The sequence below is a fragment of the Stenotrophomonas lacuserhaii genome (genome assembly GCF_014836545.1).
Taxonomy (GTDB): domain Bacteria; phylum Pseudomonadota; class Gammaproteobacteria; order Xanthomonadales; family Xanthomonadaceae; genus Stenotrophomonas; species Stenotrophomonas lacuserhaii.
On the sequence record NZ_JACSQS010000001.1, the window covers coordinates 579513 to 594669 of the forward strand.

The window sequence follows — 15157 nt, forward strand, 5'->3', positions numbered from 1 at the left end:
ACCAACAAGCGCCCACGCGCCGATTGGGGCTTTTCTTAAGGCCGGCACGCATTTCCAGGCGCACGCTGGAAGCTCCGTCCTGCCGGAGCACCTCCATGCGCACTCCTTTCTGGCTTCTTCCGCTGGCCGCCGGCCTGCTCCCCGCCGCGTACGCCACCCCCTACACCGCCGAGCCCGGCTGCCGCCTGCCCGAGCATGTCGACGGCCGCCGCTTCACCAATCTCAGCGACCCCACCTGGCGTCCGGACAATCCGAACGCCGGGCGCATGGTCCGCGTGGATTTCTCGGGCAACCGCTACCTGCTCAGCGTGCTCGGCACGCGCCTGCGCTTCCACGGCAGCTATGCCTATCGGCGCATCGCCGACAACATGGCGGTCATCGACATGCATGAAGCCTTCGAAGCCGGCGACAGCCACTATCAGTTGATGCTGAGCTGCCACACCGACCTGCAGGGGCGCTTCGTGTTCACCCAGTTCGATGGCCCGATCGAACCGCGGCGCCGCCAGAACGGTGGCACCTGGACCCTGCAGCCGCGCTGACACGCAGCGGCGAGGCGGAAACCCGGCGCCGGGTTTCCGTCATCGCCTGCCCGCATGGCAGCTGAACCACTCAGCGATTCCGGCACGGCACTTGCATGAGCACCGGGGCAAGCCTCCTCGTTCCCGCTCCATGGAATCGCGCCACATGACCCACTCCGTCACCTCGATCCTTTCGCAGATCCGCAGCTTCCAGACCCAGGCCTCGCAGCCTCTGGCCAGCCCGCTGGGGGAGATGCCGCGCACCAATGCGATCCCGACCGGAGCCCCGGGCACCATCGGCGCGCCCGCGCCCGCCAGTTTCAGCGACACCCTGCGTGGCGCCCTGTCCGGGGTGAACGAGGCACAGGCCAAGTCCGGCGCCCTCGCCCGTGACTTCGAACTCGGCGTCCCGGGCGCAGACCTGGCCAAGGTCATGGTCGCTTCGCAGCAGTCCCAGATCGCCTTCCGCGCCACCGTGGAAGTCCGCAACCGTCTCGTCCAGGCTTACCAGGACGTGATGAACATGCCGCTGTAAGGATCACCTGCGATGGCTTTGACCCTTTCCAAGGAAGCACTGAACGGCGAAAAGGCCGGGCAGTGGTTTGATCGCCTGCAGAGCCTGCAGATTGCCCGCCGCCTGGGCCTGATGGCGATGATCGCAGTGGCCGTGGCCGCCGGCCTGGCCGTGTTCTTCTGGTCGCAGAAGCCGGGTATGGTGCCGCTGTACACCGGCCTGGACCAGAAGGCGACCGCCGAGGCGACCGACCTGCTGCGTGCCGCGCAGATCCCGTTCGAACTGGACGCGGCCACCGGCGGCATCACCGTGCCGGAGAAGAACCTGCACGATGCGCGCCTGAAGCTGGCCAGCTCCGGCCTGACCGACAACGGCCGGCTCGGCTTCGAACTGATGGAGCGCGACCCGGGCTTCGGTGTCAGCCAGTTCGTGGAAAGCGCGCGCTACCAGCACTCGCTGGAAACCGAACTGTCGCGCACCATCAACACGCTGCGCCCGGTGCGCGATTCCCGCGTCCACCTGGCCATTCCCAAGCCCAGCGCGTTCACCCGCCAGCGCGACGTGGCCAGTGCCTCGGTGGTGCTGGAACTGCGCGGTGGCCAGCAGTTGGAGCGCGGCCAGGTCGACGCCATCGTGCACATGGTTGCCGCCAGCATCCCCGACCTGACCCCTGAGCGGGTCACCGTGGTCGACCAGAGCGGCCGCATGCTCAGCGTGTCCGATCCGAACAGCGAAGCGGCGCTCAATGCCGCCCAGTTCGAACAGGTGCGTCGCCAGGAAACCTCGTTCAACCAGCGCATCCGCGAACTGCTGGAACCGATGACCGGCCCCGGCCGGGTCAAGCCGGAAGTAACGGTGGCGATGGACTTTTCCACCACCGAAGAGGCGCGCGAGCTGTACAACGGCGAGCCGGCCAAGGTGCGCAGCGAACAGACAAGCGAGAACTCCACCAGCACGGCCGGCCCGCAGGGTGTGCCGGGGGCGGCCAGCAATGCCCCGCCCGGCCAGCCGGCGCCGGCGGCCACTGCGGCCGCACCAACGGAGACCTCGCGCAATGCCACGCGCAACTACGAACTGGACCGCACCCTGCAGCACACCCGGCAGCCGGGTGGCCGCATCGAACGCGTTTCGGTGGCGGTATTGCTGGACAACGTGCCGCGCCCCGGCGCCAACGGCAAGATGACCGAACAGGCGCTGTCGGCGGCCGAGCTGACCCGCATCGAAGGACTGGTCAAGCAGGCGGTAGGTTTCAACGCCGAGCGCGGCGACACCGTGTCGGTGATGAATGCCCCGTTCGTGCGCGAAGTGACTCCGATCGAAGGCCCGAACTGGTGGGAACTGCCGTGGGTGCAGGATGGACTGCGCCTGCTGCTGGGCGCCATCGTGGTGCTGGCGCTGCTGTTCGGCGTGCTGCGCCCGGCCCTGCGTGCCATCAGCGGCAACGGCCCGAAGCCGGCGCAGCTCGGCCAGGATCCGCTCACCGCCGATGTGCAGCTGGTAGACGATGACATGGACCTGCCGGCCCTGGAGCGCGACCGCGCCAGCCTGGGCGGCGTACCGCTGGCACTGCCGGTGGACTCTTACGAAGAACGACTGCGCATGGCACGCGAATCTGTGAAGACCGACTCCAAGCGGGTGGCCCAGGTGGTCAAGGGCTGGGTGGCCCATGAGTGAGGCCCAGCTCAACGGCGTGCAGCGCGCCGCCATCCTGCTGCTGTCGCTCGGCGAACAGGAGGCAGCCGACGTGCTGCGCCACATGGAGCCGAAGGAGGTGCAGAAGATCGGCATCGCCATGGCGACCATGAGCAACGTCACCCGCGAACAGGTCGAAGGGGTGATGGACAGCTTCAACAACGAACTGATGTCCAAGACCTCGCTGGGCGTGGGATCGGACGACTACATCCGCAACATGCTGGTGCAGGCGCTGGGCAGTGAGAAGGCCAACAGCCTGATCGACCGCATCCTGCTCGGCCGCAACACCACCGGACTGGACGCGCTTAAGTGGATGGATCCGCGCGCAGTGGCCGATCTGGTGCGCAACGAACACCCGCAGATCATCGCGATCGTGATGGCCCACCTGGAAACCGACCAGGCCGCCGACGCGCTGAAGCTGCTGCCCGAGCGCACCCGCGTGGACGTGCTGCTGCGCATCGCCACGCTCGACGGCATCCCGCCGAACGCGCTGAACGAGTTGAACGAAATCATGGAACGCCAGTTCGCCGGCAACCAGAACCTGAAGTCGTCCAACATCGGCGGCGTGCAGGTGGCGGCCAACATCCTCAACTTCATGGACAGCGGGCAGGACCAGGTGATCCTGGGCGAGATCGCCCGCGTGGATGCGTCGCTGAGCGGCCGCATCCAGGAAATGATGTTCGTGTTCGACGACCTGGTGGACCTGGACGACCGCGAAATGCAGCTGGTGCTGCGCGAAGTCAGTGGCGAGCGGCTGGGCCTGGCCCTGCGCGGTGCCGACATCCGGGTGCGCGACAAGATCACCCGCAACATGTCCCAGCGCGCCGCGGAGATCCTGTTGGAAGACATGGAGGCACGCGGTCCGGTGCGCCTGTCCGACGTGGAAGGGGCGCAGCGCGAGATCCTGGCCATCGTCAAGCGCATGGCCGATGAAGGCACGGTCACCCTGGGCGGCAGCGCGGAGGCGATGCTGTGAACAACACCGCCATCCGCTGGAATGCCCCCGACCTGCTGGCCGCCACGCAGCTGCTGCTCGACGAGCAGGCCCTGCACGACGAGCCGGAGATCGAACCCGAACCGATCCTGCAGCCGCCCACGCTGGAAGAAATCCAGGCCATCCAGGACGCCGCCGAGAAAGAAGGGTTCGCCCATGGCCATGCCGAAGGCTATGCCCAGGGGCAGGCTGAAGTGCGCCGCGTGGTGGCGCAGATGGAAGGCATCCTGGACAACTTCAGCCGGCCGCTGGTGCGGCTGGAAAACGAGGCCGTCGCTGCGCTGGGCGAACTGGCCGTACGCATCGCCGGCACCCTGGTCGGCCGCGCGTACCAGACCGATCCGGAACTGCTGGCGCAGCTGGTCGCCGAAGGCGTGGATGCGGTCGGCACCAGCAGCCGTGATGTCGAAGTGCGCCTGCACCCGGATGACATCGCCGCATTGTCGCCCCTGCTCACCCTGTCGCCGCAGCAGCGGCTGGTCCCCGACGCAGCGCTGAGTCGCGGCGACCTGCGCGTGCATGCCGAAAGCGTGCGCATCGACGGCACCCTGGAAGCGCGCCTGCGCGGCGCGCTGGACAAGGTGATGCGCCAGGTCGGGAGCGCGACATGAGCACCTTGGACCTGCCGCTGCCGCCGGAATGGACCGGTGCACGCAACCTGCGCCTGGGCGCCCGCCTGGATGCCCTGAATTTCGACACCCTGCACGGACGCGGGCTGATCCGCGAAGGCGTGCTGCGCCGCGCCGTCGGCCTGACCTTGGAAGCGGTCGGCTGCGAAGCCCCGCTCGGCGCCAGCTGCAAGGTGGAAGTGGACGGCGGATGGGTGGATTCGGAGGTGGTCGGCTTCGCCGGCGAACGTACCTACCTGATGCCCAGCGCCGAACTGCATGGCCTGCTGCCGAACGCCCGCGTGGTGCCCTCGCTGCGGCGCGGCGGCGGCGTGGACGTGGGTGAAGGCCTGCTTGGCCGGGTCATCGACAGCGATGGCGTGCCGCTGGATGGCAAGGGGCCGATCCGTGCCGAAGGCTCGGTCGGGATGGCCGGCGTGTCGATGAATCCGCTTTCGCGCGAACCGATCACCCAGCCGCTGGACGTCGGCGTGCGCGCGATCAACGCGCTGCTGCCGATCGGGCGCGGCCAGCGCGTCGGCCTGTTCGCCGGTTCCGGCGTCGGCAAGTCCACCCTGCTCGGCATGATGACCCGCTTCACCTCCGCCGACGTGATCGTGGTCGGGCTGATCGGCGAACGTGGCCGCGAAGTGCGCGACTTCGTCGAATCCACGCTGGGCGAAGAAGGCCTGCGCCGCGCGGTGGTGGTGGCCGCCCCGGCCGACCGCCCACCGCTGGCACGCCTGCACGGCGCTTACCGGGCAACGGCGATTGCCGAGTGGTACCGCGACCAGGGCCTGAACGTGCTGCTGCTGATGGATTCGCTGACCCGTTTCGCCCAGGCGCAGCGTGAAATCGGCTTGTCGGTCGGCGAACCGCCCACCACCCGCGGCTATCCGCCGTCGGTGTTTGCCAAGCTGCCTGCCCTGGTGGAGCGTGCCGGCAACGGCGCCAAGGGCCGCGGCTCGATCACCGCGTTCTACACCGTGCTGACCGAGGGCGATGATCCGCAGGATCCCATTGCCGATGCGGCGCGCGCCATCCTCGACGGCCACATCCTGCTGTCGCGCCGGGTCGCCGACAGCGGCCTGTACCCGGCCATCGACGTGGAAGCGTCGGTCAGCCGGGTGGTCACCGAGATCGCCGACGAGCCGTGGCGCCTGCGCATCCGCAAGCTGAAGCGGCTGGTGTCGGCGTATTCCTCCAACCGCGACCTGATCGCCATCGGTGCATACCAGCGTGGCAACGACGCGGCCACCGACGAAGCACTGGAACGCTGGCCGGAGATCGTCGAATTCCTCGGCCAGGACGTGGCCAAGGCCGCCGACCTTCCCCACAGCCAGGCCGCATTGAAGCGCCTGGTGGAACCGGAGAATCCCGCATGATGCAATCCAAGCGCATCGACCCGCTGCTCAAGCGCGCGCAGGAAAAGGAAGACACCGTCGCCCGCGACCTGGCCGAGCGCCAGCGCACCCTCGACACCCATCTGTCGCGGCTGGACGAGCTGCGCCGCTATGCCGAGGAGTACGCCAACGCACAGATGGCCGCCACCAGCCCGGCGCAGCTGCTGAACCGGCGCGCCTTCCTGGACCGGCTGGACAGCGCGGTCAGCCAGCAGAGCCAGACTGTGGACAGCAACCGCGAAAAGGTGGAAGCCGAACGCGCGCGCCTGCTGCTGGCCAGCCGGGACAAGCAGGTGCTCGAGCAGCTGGCCGCAAGCTATCGCGCGCAGGAACAGCAGGTGGTGGAAAAGCGCACCCAGCGCGAGATGGATGACCTCGGTGCCCGCCGCGTACGTCTGCTGCAGGCCGGCGACGGCGAATCCGGCGGCCAGTCATGATGGCATCTCCCCTCGCGAGCGGTGTGGCCACCAGCGCCGGTAACGGCACGTCCGCACGCACGGCGTCGGCTGGCAGCGAAGCGCCTGGCAGCGGGTTCGACCGCCTGCTGAAGGGCAGTGAGCGCAGCAAGCCCTCCGCCACGCAAGCCTCGCAGGCCACCGATGCAGCCCCGCCACAGAAGGATGCGCAGGCACCTGGCGAGCACGCAGAAGCACCCGCCGCCGACCCTGCCGCCGAGGCAACCCCGGCCAACCCTGCGGCACCTGCCGACAACGCCGAGACCGAACCATCCGATGAGGTGGCCGCCGCGTGGCCGCCGCCGGGACTGGCCGGCCTGCTCCTGTCCGCCGCACCGGTGGCGCCGGAAGCCGCGCCTGCCTCGGCCACCCCAGCGACGAACGGCGCTGCGGCATCGGCGCCCGCCTCGGTATTGCCTGCACTGGCGAACGCCGGCGCAACCGCCGCTGCGGGCGGCATCGCACTGGTGCCGGACGGCCCTGCAGCGGACGCATTGCCGGCCGACATCGAGGCAGCCCTGGCCGCGCTGAGCGCCGAACCGGACCAAGCCAACGACGAAGCCGCCCCTGCCCCGCTGCTGCACGCCCCCGGTGCGCTGCAGGCCGTCCGTTCGGCCGCCGACATCACCCTGGCGCGGGCGCTTGACCCGACCCCCACCCCGATACTCGGGCAGGAAGGCTTCGATGAGGCCGTCAGCGCCCGCGTCGGCTGGCTGGCCGAACAGAAGATCGGCCACGCCCACATCCGCATCAGCCCCGACGACATGGGCACGATCGACGTGCGCCTGCAGATGGACGGTGACAAGGTCCACGCCAGCTTCAGCAGCCCGCATGTCGAGGTGCGCCATGCGCTGGAAAGCACGCTGCCGCGGCTGCGTGAACTGCTCGGCGAGCAGGGCTTCCAGCTCGCCCATGCCGATGTCAGCCAGCAACAGCAGGGCGACTCCGGCCAGTCCCCGCGTGGCGGCAGCTTCCCCGCGAGCGGCGATGGCGAGCCCGGCACGGCCGAGGTGACGCTCTCCAGTGCCCAGTTGATCCGCCAGCGGGGGCTGCTGGACGTACACGCGTGACGGTTTGCCGCCGCCAATAAACCGTCAGGTGGTCGCGAACGGCTGTGCCCCTCGTGGTGGGTCGCGACGAGCCTCTTCTGGTTTGGGCCGGGCGGGAGGGGCTTGGCGGGGGACGCCGTGAATCCGTCCTTGGAGGCTCGGCGCCGCATCCATGCGGCTTTAACGCCCCCGCCAACCCCCTCCCGCCCCGCCCCCCCCCCCCCCCCCCCCCCCCCCCCCCCACCCCAAGAGTTCGAAGCTCTACGCGACCCACCACGAGGGGCCCAGCCGTTCGCTGCCAACCATTGCGGCACGCCACTTGCATGTGCCCGGAGGCAACCTCCAGGAGCTCCACACGTGGCCGCAGCCGCAGACAAAACCAAGAAATCCGCCGACAAGGACAAGGCCGCCCCCTCGCGCCGTCCCGTGCTTGTGATCGCCCTGATCGCGGTCGTCGCCGCTGCCGCCGCAGGTGGCGGCGTGTGGTACTTCACCCAGGCCCCGCACGCCGCCGATGGCGCCCCCGCCAGCCAAGCCAAGCCGAAGGCGCCGCCAGCCCCGGCCCAGTACTTCGGACTGGAACCGCCGTTCGTGGTCAACCTCAACGGCCCGGTCGACGGCCCGCGCTACCTGCAGGTGGAAGTGCAGCTGATGACCCGCGACAGCGCCGCGCTGGAATCGATCAAGACCCATTCCCCCGCCCTGCGCGCGCGCCTGCTGATGCTGTTCTCGCAGGTCACTCCGGACCAGATCGCCGACCGCCCCGGCAAGGAGAAACTGCAGGCCGCCTCGCTGGCAGAAGTGCAGAAGGTGCTGCTCGCCGAGACCGGCAAGAAGTGCGCCGACGACCTGCTGTTCACCAGTTTCGTGACCCAGTAAGGGCGCCTGATGAACGACTTGCTGTCACAGGATGAAATCGATGCCCTGCTGCATGGCGTGGACAGTGGCGCGGTGGAGACCGACGACGACGGCGCGGTTCCAGGCGAAGCCCGCAACTACGACTTCGCCAGCCAGGACCGCATCATCCGCGGTCGCATGCCGACCCTGGAAATGGTCCACGAGCGCTTCGCCCGCCTGTGGCGGATCGGCCTGTTCAACCTGATCCGTCGCTCGGCCGAGCTGTCCGTGCGCGGCATCGAGCTGGTCAAGTTCAACGATTACATGCACACGCTGTACGTGCCGACCAACCTCAACCTGATCCGCTTCAAGCCGCTGCGCGGCACCGGGCTGATCGTGTTCGAACCCACCCTGGTGTTCGCCATCGTCGACAACTTCTTCGGCGGCGACGGGCGCTACCCGACCCGCATCGAAGGCCGTGAGTTCACCGCCACTGAAATGCGGGTGATCCACCTGCTGCTGAAGCAGACCTTCGCCGACCTGCGTGAAGCGTGGGCGCCGGTGATGGACGTGGAGTTCGAATACATCAATTCGGAAATCAACCCGCACTTCGCCAACATCGTCACCCCGCGCGAGTACGTGGTGGTGTGCCGGCTTCACGTGGAGCTCGATGGCGGTGGCGGCGACATCCACGTCACCCTGCCCTATTCGATGCTCGAGCCGATCCGCGAACTTCTCGATGCCGGCATCCAGAGTGACCGCAACGACCGTGACGAAAGCTGGGGCCAGACCCTGCGCGAACAGCTCAACGTGGCCGAAGTCACCCTGTCCAGCGTGCTGGCCACCAAGCGCATGAGCCTGCGCGAGCTGACCCGCATGAAGGTCGGCGACATCCTGCCGATCGAGCTGCCGCAGCACGTGCCGATCTGCGTCGAAGAGATCCCGGTGTTCACCGGAACCTTCGGCGTGGCCAACGGCATGAACGCGGTGAAGATCACCGCTACCCATCCGCCGGGCACGCGTCCACGCGTCCCGGTCATCCAGGAAGAACCGAAATGAATGAAACCGAGCGCCAAGAAGCCATCGCCGCCCAGTTCGAAGCCCTGCAGGCCGAAGAGGCGACCGGTGCCGACCTCAACCTGGACGTGATCCTGGACGTGCCGGTGACGTTGTCGCTGGAAGTCGGCCGCGCCCGCCTGCCGATCCGCAACCTGCTGCAGCTCAACCAGGGCTCGGTGGTGGAGCTGGAGCGCGGCGCGGGCGAATCGCTGGATGTGTTCGTCAACGGCACCCTGATCGCGCATGGCGAAGTGGTGGTGATCAACGATCGCTTCGGCGTGCGCCTGACCGACGTGGTCAGCCCCAGCGAACGGATCCGGAGACTGCGTTGAGCCTGTCCCTGCTCATTGCCACCGGCCAGGCCGCCAGCAAGGCTGCGGTCCCGGTGGTCGGCCAGCATGCACCGTCCACCCCGGGGCTGTTCGGCGCGGTGCTGGCGCTGCTGCTGGTGCTGGCGTTGGTGGTCGGCCTGGGCTGGTTGCTCAAGCGCATGCCCGGCAGCAGCTTCCGCCAGGCCGAAGGGCTGAAGCTGGTCGCCAGCATCGCCGTCGGCGCCAAGGAGCGCGTGGTGGTGCTGGAAGTCAACGGCCAACAGATCCTGCTCGGGGTCACCGCCGGCGGCATCAGCAAGCTGGACACGCTGGCCGAACCGCTGCCACCGCCGACGCCGATGCGCGTGCCGGACCTGAAGAACCTGCCCAATTTCGCCCAGTTGCTGCAGCAGCGGCTGCGCAAGGATTCCTGAGATGCGCCTGATGTCGAAGACGCCCGCCCTGCCGAAGCGGGCCACCGCCCGTTGGCTGCCCTGGCTGACCCTGTTGCTGATGCTGCTGCCGGCACTGGCGTTCGCCGCGCCGGGCGCGCCGGGCACCCCGCTGCCGGACGTCAACGTCGGCCGCATCGGCGGCCAGCCGGTCAGCCTGCCGTTGCAGACCCTGTTGCTGATGACCGCGATCACCCTGATCCCGTCGATGCTGCTGGTGCTGACCGCCTTCACCCGCATCATCGTCGTGCTGGCCCTGCTGCGGCAGGCGCTGGGCACCGGCCAGACCCCGTCCAACCAAGTGCTGCTGGGGCTGGCGCTGTTCCTCACCGCGATGATCATGCTGCCCACCTGGGACAAGGCATGGAGCGCCGGCATGGCGCCCTACCTGGATGGCCAGATCGATTTCCAGACCGCCTGGACGCTGACCACCCAGCCCCTGCGCGGCTTCATGCTGGCGCAGATCCGCGAGACCGACCTGATGACATTCGCCGGCATCGCCGGGCATGGCACCTATGCCAGCCCGGATGCCGTGCCGTTCCCGGTGCTGGTCGCTTCATTCGTCACCAGCGAGCTGAAGACCGCCTTCGAGATCGGCTTCCTGATCTTCATCCCGTTCGTGATCATCGACCTGGTCGTAGCCAGCGTCCTGATGTCGATGGGCATGATGATGCTCTCGCCGATGCTGGTGTCGGCCCCGTTCAAGATCCTGCTGTTCGTGCTGGTGGATGGTTGGGTGCTGACCGTCGGCACGCTGGCGGCCAGCTTCAATCCTGCCTGAAGCACAAAGCCCTCGAGCAAGCTCGAGGCTACCTAGAACGTCACACAACGGAACCGCGATGTCTCCCGAACTTGCCTTGACCGAACTGCGTGGCGGCCTGATCGCTACCTTGTGGGTAGCCGGCCCGCTGCTGTTGACCGTGCTGGTGGTCGGCGTGGTGGTTGGCGTGGTGCAGGCCGCCACCCAGCTCAATGAACCCACCATCGCCTTCGTGGCCAAGGCGGCCGCGCTGACCGCGGTGCTGTTCGCGCTGGGCAGCCTGTTGCTGGGGCACATGGTGGAGTTCACCATCCTGCTGTTCCAGCGCATCCCGCACCTGATCGGCTAGGCACGCGGCGATGGATCCGGCTACCCAGATGGCATCGGACGGCCTGCAGGCGTTCGGGATGATCGGCGACACGCTGTGGACCCTGCTGCGGCTGGGCGCGATGATCATGGCGATGCCGTTGATCGGCACGCGTGCGGTACCGTCACGGATCAAACTGCTGCTGTCGGCCACGCTGGCGATCGCGCTCGCGCCGATCCTGCCGCCGGTCCCCAGCTGGGTCGGCTTCGATGCCGCCACCGTGCTGACCATCTTCCGCGAGCTGGTCATCGGCATCACCATCGGCTTCATGCTGCGGCTGGTGTTCGAAGCCGGCGCGCTGGCCGGCGAGCTCATCGCCCAGGGCACCGGACTGTCTTTCGCGCAGATGGCCGACCCCATGCGCGGCGGCAGCTCGGGCGTCATCGGGCAGTGGTTCTACCTGATGTTCGGCCTGCTGTTCTTCACCGCCAATGGCCATCTGGCGCTGATCTCGCTGCTGGTGGACAGCTATCGCGCGCTTCCCATCGGCACCACCCTGCCCGACCCCGCAGCCCTGGTCGGCATCGCGCCTACCTTCCTGCTGACCGTGCTGCGCGGCGGCGTGGGCCTGGCGCTGCCGTTGATCGTGGCGATGCTGGCGGTGAACCTGGCCTTCGGTGCACTGGCCCGTGCCGCACCGGCGCTCAACCCGATCCAGCTCGGCCTGCCGGTGTCGCTGCTGCTCGGCCTGGCCTTGCTTGCGGTGCTGGCCGGTGAGATGGGTCCGCCGGTGCAGCGCCTGTTCGACGCTGCCTTCGAGGCCGCTGGCGCGGTGGTGCGCTGAGCCCGGGTCCGGCTCCTGCAGGCATGGATCTTGCAGCCAGGCGGTGATCCCCTGAGACCTGCGCGCGATGTCCGAGAACGAAGACGGCGGCGAAAAGACCGAACAACCGACAGAAAAGCGCCTGCGCGAGGCCCGCGAACAAGGCAACACGCCGCGCTCGCGCGAGCTGGCCACCGCTGCGGTGTTCGGTGGCGGCGTGCTGGCGGTGATGGCGACCGGCGGCAGCCTGGCGGCCGGCGCGATCGACTGGATGAAGCAGGCACTGAAGCCGGACCTGGCCCTGCGCCAGCACCCGATGGAGCTGTTCGGGCATGTCGGCGACCTGTTCCTGCGGCTGCTGCTGGTGACCGCCCCGCTGTTGATCGTCTGCCTGCTGGCCAGCTTCCTCGCCCCGGTGGCGATGGGCGGGCTGCGATGGTCGGCCAAGGCGATGATGCCGGACTTCACCCGGATGAATCCGGCCTCCGGCCTCAAGCGGTTGTACGGCCCGGAAGCCATCGCCGAGTTCACCAAGTCGCTGCTGCGCGTGGCCTTCGTCGGCGTGGGCGCGGGCATCGTGATGTGGGGGGGCATGGACCTGCTGCGCGGCCTGCTGCACCTGCCGCTGGAAAGCGCGATCGTGCGCGGGCTGGGCTTCACCCTGAAGCTGCTGCTGGGCACGGCGGTGGCGATGCTGCTGCTGGCCGCCATCGATGCGCCGTACCAGCGCTGGAACTGGATGCGCAAGCTGAAGATGACCCGCGAAGAGCTGCGCCGCGAAATGAAGGAGAGCGAGGGCAGCCCGGAAGTGAAGGGACGCATCCGCCAGATGCAGCACCAGATGGCCAACCGCCGGATGATGGAAGCGGTGCCGACCGCCGACGTGGTACTGGTCAATCCAACCCACTACGCGGTGGCGCTGAAGTACGAAGGCGGCAAGATGGGCGCGCCCACGGTGGTCGCGCTGGGCGTGGATGAAACCGCCCTGCACATCCGCAAGATCGCCGAAGGCAACAAGGTGGCGATCGTCTCGGCCCCGCCGTTGGCACGCGCCTTGTATAGGGAAGGGGAACTCGGAAAGGAAATCCCCGTGAGACTGTATTCGGCCGTTGCCCAGGTGCTGTCCTATGTCTACCAGCTGCGCAACTGGCGAAGCGGCCCGATGCCGGCCCAGCCCTACGTGGACGTGGCCGAACATCCGCCCGGCACGCCGCTTGACGGAGCGGGCCGATGAGCGCGCAGGCCGGCGGCCTCAACACCCGCAACGTGCTGGCGATGATCCGCCAGGGCCTTGGCGCACCGTTGATCGTCATGGCCCTGCTGGCGATGGTCGTGGTGCCCCTGGCCGCGCCGGTGCTGGATGCGCTGTTCACCTTCAACATCGCCATTTCGATGATGGTGCTGCTGGCGGTGGTGTACGTGAAGCGGCCGCTGGACTTCACCATCTTCCCGATCGTGCTGCTGGTCACGACCATGCTGCGGCTGGCGCTGAACGTGGCCTCCACCCGAGTGATCCTGCTCAACGGCCAGAACGGCCACGAAGCAGCCGGCAAGGTGATCGCCGCCTTCGGTGAGTTCGTCATCGGCGGCAACTACGCCGTGGGCATCGTGGTGTTCGCGATCCTGACCATCATCAATTTCGTGGTGATCACCAAGGGTGCTGGACGCGTTTCCGAAGTGACCGCGCGCTTCATCCTCGACGCGATGCCCGGCAAGCAGATGGCCATCGACGCCGACCTCAATGCCGGATTGTTGACGCGCGAGGAAGCCAAGCTGCGCCGCGAGGAAGTGCGCGAGGAAGCGGATTTCTACGGCGCGATGGACGGTGCCAGCAAGTTCATCCGCGGCGATGCGATCGCCGGCATCCTGATCCTCTTCATCAACCTGATCGGCGGCCTGGCCGTGGGCATGCTCCAGCACAGCATGGCCTTCGGCGATGCCGCCGCCACCTACACGCTGTTGTCCATCGGTGACGGTCTGGTGGCGCAGCTGCCGGCCCTGCTGGTGTCCAGCGCGGTGGCGATGCTGGTCACCCGCGCCTCGCGCTCGCAGGACATGAGCCAGGCGATGATGGGCCAGGTGTTCGGCCAGTACCGCGCGCTGGCCATCACCGCCGGCATCATCGGCGTGGTTGGCCTGGTACCGGGCATGCCCAACGTCGCCTTCCTGACGCTGGCCGCGATCCTCGGCTTCCTGGCCTGGAAAGCCTGGAAGAAAAGCCAGGCAGCGCTGGACCCGGCGACCACTGCACCGGCCGCCCCGCCGATGGATGCGCTCGGTCGTCCGGCGGCCCCGGCACCGACGGCCGAACTGACCTGGGACGAACTGCGTCCGGTCGACCCACTGGGACTGGAAGTCGGTTACCGGCTGATCCCGCTGGTGGACGCCGCCCAAGGGGGCGAGCTGATGGCACGCATCAAGGGCGTGCGCCGCAAGCTGACCCAGGACATCGGCTTCCTGATCCCCTCGGTCCACATCCGCGACAACCTGGAACTGCCGGCCACCGCTTACCGCCTGCTGATCCACGGTGTGCCGGTGGCCACCGCGGAGATCCATCCCGACCGCGAGCTTGCGCTCGACCCGGGCAGCGCGCTGGGCCAGCTGGACGGCATCGCCGGCAAGGATCCGGCCTTCGGGCTGGATGCCACCTGGATCCAGCCGCACCAGCGCGCCCACGCTGAAACGATGGGCTACACCGTGGTCGATCCGGCCACCGTGGTCGCCACCCATCTTTCGCACCTGATCCGCGAACACGCCCCGGAACTGCTCGGCCACGAAGAAGTGCAGCAGCTGCTGGCCAACCTGGCCAAGAGCGCGCCCAAGCTGGTGGAAGACCTGACCCCCAAGGCGCTGCCGCTGTCGATCGTGGTGCGCGTGCTGCAGAACCTGCTGGTCGAACGGATCCCGGTGCGCCAGCTGCGCAAGATCGCCGAAGCGCTGGTGGAGACGGCGCCGTCCAGCCAGGACCCGGCCACGCTCACCGCGGCGGTGCGCAACACGCTGGGCCGCTTCATCGTCCAGGAGATCGCCGGGATGTCCGCCGAGCTGCCGGTGTTCACCCTCAACCCGCAATTGGAACGCGTCTTGCAGGAGTCCACGCAGGGCAACGGCGCTGCGCTGGAACCCGGACTCGCCGAACGGCTGCACCAGAGCCTTGCCGACTGTGTCAGCAAGCAGGAAGCCCGCAACGAGCCCGCCGTGGTGCTGGTACCCGGCCCGGTCCGTGCCGCCTTGGCACGGCTGGTCCGCCACAGCGTTCCTGCGCTGTCGGTGCTGGCCTACAGCGAAGTCCCCGAGGACAAGCGCTTGAAGCTGGTAGGCACCATCAGCTGAGCCGCGCTTCCACCCGGTGGCGGAAAGCCGGCAGCAGCGCCA

17 protein-coding genes are annotated in these 15157 nt (G+C 68.2%); all 17 read left to right on the forward strand.

Annotated features, from left to right (window positions below; all coding sequences use genetic code 11):
* Window positions 1-95 precede the first annotated feature (95 nt).
* The 17 genes from H9654_RS02715 to flhA all read left to right on the forward strand — a co-directional run bounded on the left by H9654_RS02715 (window position 96) and on the right by flhA (window position 15115).
* The gene (locus tag H9654_RS02715; RefSeq protein ID WP_191768797.1) at window positions 96-539 is read left to right on the forward strand and encodes a hypothetical protein; all 444 of its coding nucleotides are present in this window, start codon (window positions 96-98) and stop codon (window positions 537-539) included.
* Window positions 540-684: 145 nt separating this feature from the next.
* Complete coding sequence (gene fliE / locus H9654_RS02720; protein ID WP_182657657.1) at window positions 685-1053, forward strand: flagellar hook-basal body complex protein FliE; 369 nt, start codon at window positions 685-687, stop codon at window positions 1051-1053.
* Between the two features lie 12 nt (window positions 1054-1065).
* The gene (gene fliF, locus H9654_RS02725) at window positions 1066-2706 is read left to right on the forward strand and encodes a flagellar basal-body MS-ring/collar protein FliF (RefSeq protein WP_191768799.1); all 1641 of its coding nucleotides are present in this window, start codon (window positions 1066-1068) and stop codon (window positions 2704-2706) included.
* A complete protein-coding gene (gene fliG / locus H9654_RS02730) occupies window positions 2699-3700 on the forward strand; it encodes a flagellar motor switch protein FliG (RefSeq protein WP_042615421.1) in 1002 nt (333 codons plus the stop codon). The genes fliF and fliG overlap by 8 nt, the downstream gene beginning before the upstream one ends.
* Window positions 3697-4329, forward strand: coding sequence for a FliH/SctL family protein (locus H9654_RS02735; protein WP_404736837.1), 633 nt, complete (start codon window positions 3697-3699; stop codon window positions 4327-4329). Before fliG ends, H9654_RS02735 begins: the two co-directional genes overlap by 4 nt.
* Window positions 4326-5711: a FliI/YscN family ATPase gene (locus H9654_RS02740; protein ID WP_057507691.1), complete on the forward strand. Its 1386-nt coding sequence runs from the start codon at window positions 4326-4328 to the stop codon at window positions 5709-5711. Before H9654_RS02735 ends, H9654_RS02740 begins: the two co-directional genes overlap by 4 nt.
* Window positions 5708-6166, forward strand: coding sequence for a flagellar export protein FliJ (gene fliJ, locus H9654_RS02745; RefSeq protein ID WP_101099025.1), 459 nt, complete (start codon window positions 5708-5710; stop codon window positions 6164-6166). The genes H9654_RS02740 and fliJ overlap by 4 nt, the downstream gene beginning before the upstream one ends.
* On the forward strand, window positions 6163-7254 hold the full coding sequence (locus H9654_RS02750; RefSeq protein WP_225211804.1) for a flagellar hook-length control protein FliK: 1092 nt from the start codon (window positions 6163-6165) through the stop codon (window positions 7252-7254). Before fliJ ends, H9654_RS02750 begins: the two co-directional genes overlap by 4 nt.
* A gap of 336 nt (window positions 7255-7590) precedes the next feature.
* On the forward strand, window positions 7591-8112 hold the full coding sequence (locus H9654_RS02755) for a flagellar basal body-associated FliL family protein (RefSeq protein ID WP_191768801.1): 522 nt from the start codon (window positions 7591-7593) through the stop codon (window positions 8110-8112).
* A 9-nt stretch (window positions 8113-8121) separates the two neighbouring features.
* Window positions 8122-9129 (forward strand): flagellar motor switch protein FliM, encoded by a 1008-nt coding sequence (gene fliM / locus H9654_RS02760; protein WP_101099705.1) that lies wholly within the window; start codon window positions 8122-8124, stop codon window positions 9127-9129.
* On the forward strand, window positions 9126-9461 hold the full coding sequence (gene fliN, locus H9654_RS02765; protein WP_042615526.1) for a flagellar motor switch protein FliN: 336 nt from the start codon (window positions 9126-9128) through the stop codon (window positions 9459-9461). The genes fliM and fliN overlap by 4 nt, the downstream gene beginning before the upstream one ends.
* 2 nt (window positions 9462-9463) lie before the next feature.
* Window positions 9464-9874, forward strand: coding sequence for a flagellar biosynthetic protein FliO (gene fliO / locus H9654_RS02770; RefSeq protein WP_191768922.1), 411 nt, complete (start codon window positions 9464-9466; stop codon window positions 9872-9874).
* A gap of 10 nt (window positions 9875-9884) precedes the next feature.
* Window positions 9885-10673 carry a flagellar type III secretion system pore protein FliP gene (gene fliP, locus H9654_RS02775; protein WP_191768924.1) on the forward strand — a complete coding sequence of 263 codons (789 nt, stop codon included), beginning with the start codon at window positions 9885-9887 and terminating at the stop codon, window positions 10671-10673.
* A 58-nt stretch (window positions 10674-10731) separates the two neighbouring features.
* Entirely contained in the window at window positions 10732-11001 is a 270-nt protein-coding gene (locus tag H9654_RS02780) for a flagellar biosynthetic protein FliQ (RefSeq protein ID WP_042615527.1), read from the forward strand.
* A gap of 10 nt (window positions 11002-11011) precedes the next feature.
* Entirely contained in the window at window positions 11012-11803 is a 792-nt protein-coding gene (gene fliR, locus H9654_RS02785) for a flagellar biosynthetic protein FliR (protein WP_191768803.1), read from the forward strand.
* A gap of 67 nt (window positions 11804-11870) precedes the next feature.
* Window positions 11871-13016: a flagellar biosynthesis protein FlhB gene (flhB, locus tag H9654_RS02790; RefSeq protein ID WP_101099703.1), complete on the forward strand. Its 1146-nt coding sequence runs from the start codon at window positions 11871-11873 to the stop codon at window positions 13014-13016.
* Entirely contained in the window at window positions 13013-15115 is a 2103-nt protein-coding gene (gene flhA, locus H9654_RS02795; protein ID WP_191768805.1) for a flagellar biosynthesis protein FlhA, read from the forward strand. Before flhB ends, flhA begins: the two co-directional genes overlap by 4 nt.
* Window positions 15116-15157 lie beyond the last annotated feature (42 nt).

Coding starts and splice junctions, on each gene's coding strand:
- flhA (WP_191768805.1), top strand. CDS start 13,013: ATGAGCGCGCAGGCCGGCGGCCTCAACACCCGCAACGTGCTGGCGATG.
- H9654_RS02750 (WP_225211804.1), top strand. CDS start 6,163: ATGATGGCATCTCCCCTCGCGAGCGGTGTGGCCACCAGCGCCGGTAAC.
- fliN (WP_042615526.1), top strand. CDS start 9,126: ATGAATGAAACCGAGCGCCAAGAAGCCATCGCCGCCCAGTTCGAAGCC.
- H9654_RS02715 (WP_191768797.1), top strand. CDS start 96: ATGCGCACTCCTTTCTGGCTTCTTCCGCTGGCCGCCGGCCTGCTCCCC.
- fliJ (WP_101099025.1), top strand. CDS start 5,708: ATGATGCAATCCAAGCGCATCGACCCGCTGCTCAAGCGCGCGCAGGAA.
- fliM (WP_101099705.1), top strand. CDS start 8,122: ATGAACGACTTGCTGTCACAGGATGAAATCGATGCCCTGCTGCATGGC.
- fliE (WP_182657657.1), top strand. CDS start 685: ATGACCCACTCCGTCACCTCGATCCTTTCGCAGATCCGCAGCTTCCAG.
- fliF (WP_191768799.1), top strand. CDS start 1,066: ATGGCTTTGACCCTTTCCAAGGAAGCACTGAACGGCGAAAAGGCCGGG.
- fliG (WP_042615421.1), top strand. CDS start 2,699: ATGAGTGAGGCCCAGCTCAACGGCGTGCAGCGCGCCGCCATCCTGCTG.
- H9654_RS02740 (WP_057507691.1), top strand. CDS start 4,326: ATGAGCACCTTGGACCTGCCGCTGCCGCCGGAATGGACCGGTGCACGC.
- fliP (WP_191768924.1), top strand. CDS start 9,885: ATGTCGAAGACGCCCGCCCTGCCGAAGCGGGCCACCGCCCGTTGGCTG.
- flhB (WP_101099703.1), top strand. CDS start 11,871: ATGTCCGAGAACGAAGACGGCGGCGAAAAGACCGAACAACCGACAGAA.
- fliR (WP_191768803.1), top strand. CDS start 11,012: ATGGATCCGGCTACCCAGATGGCATCGGACGGCCTGCAGGCGTTCGGG.
- H9654_RS02780 (WP_042615527.1), top strand. CDS start 10,732: ATGTCTCCCGAACTTGCCTTGACCGAACTGCGTGGCGGCCTGATCGCT.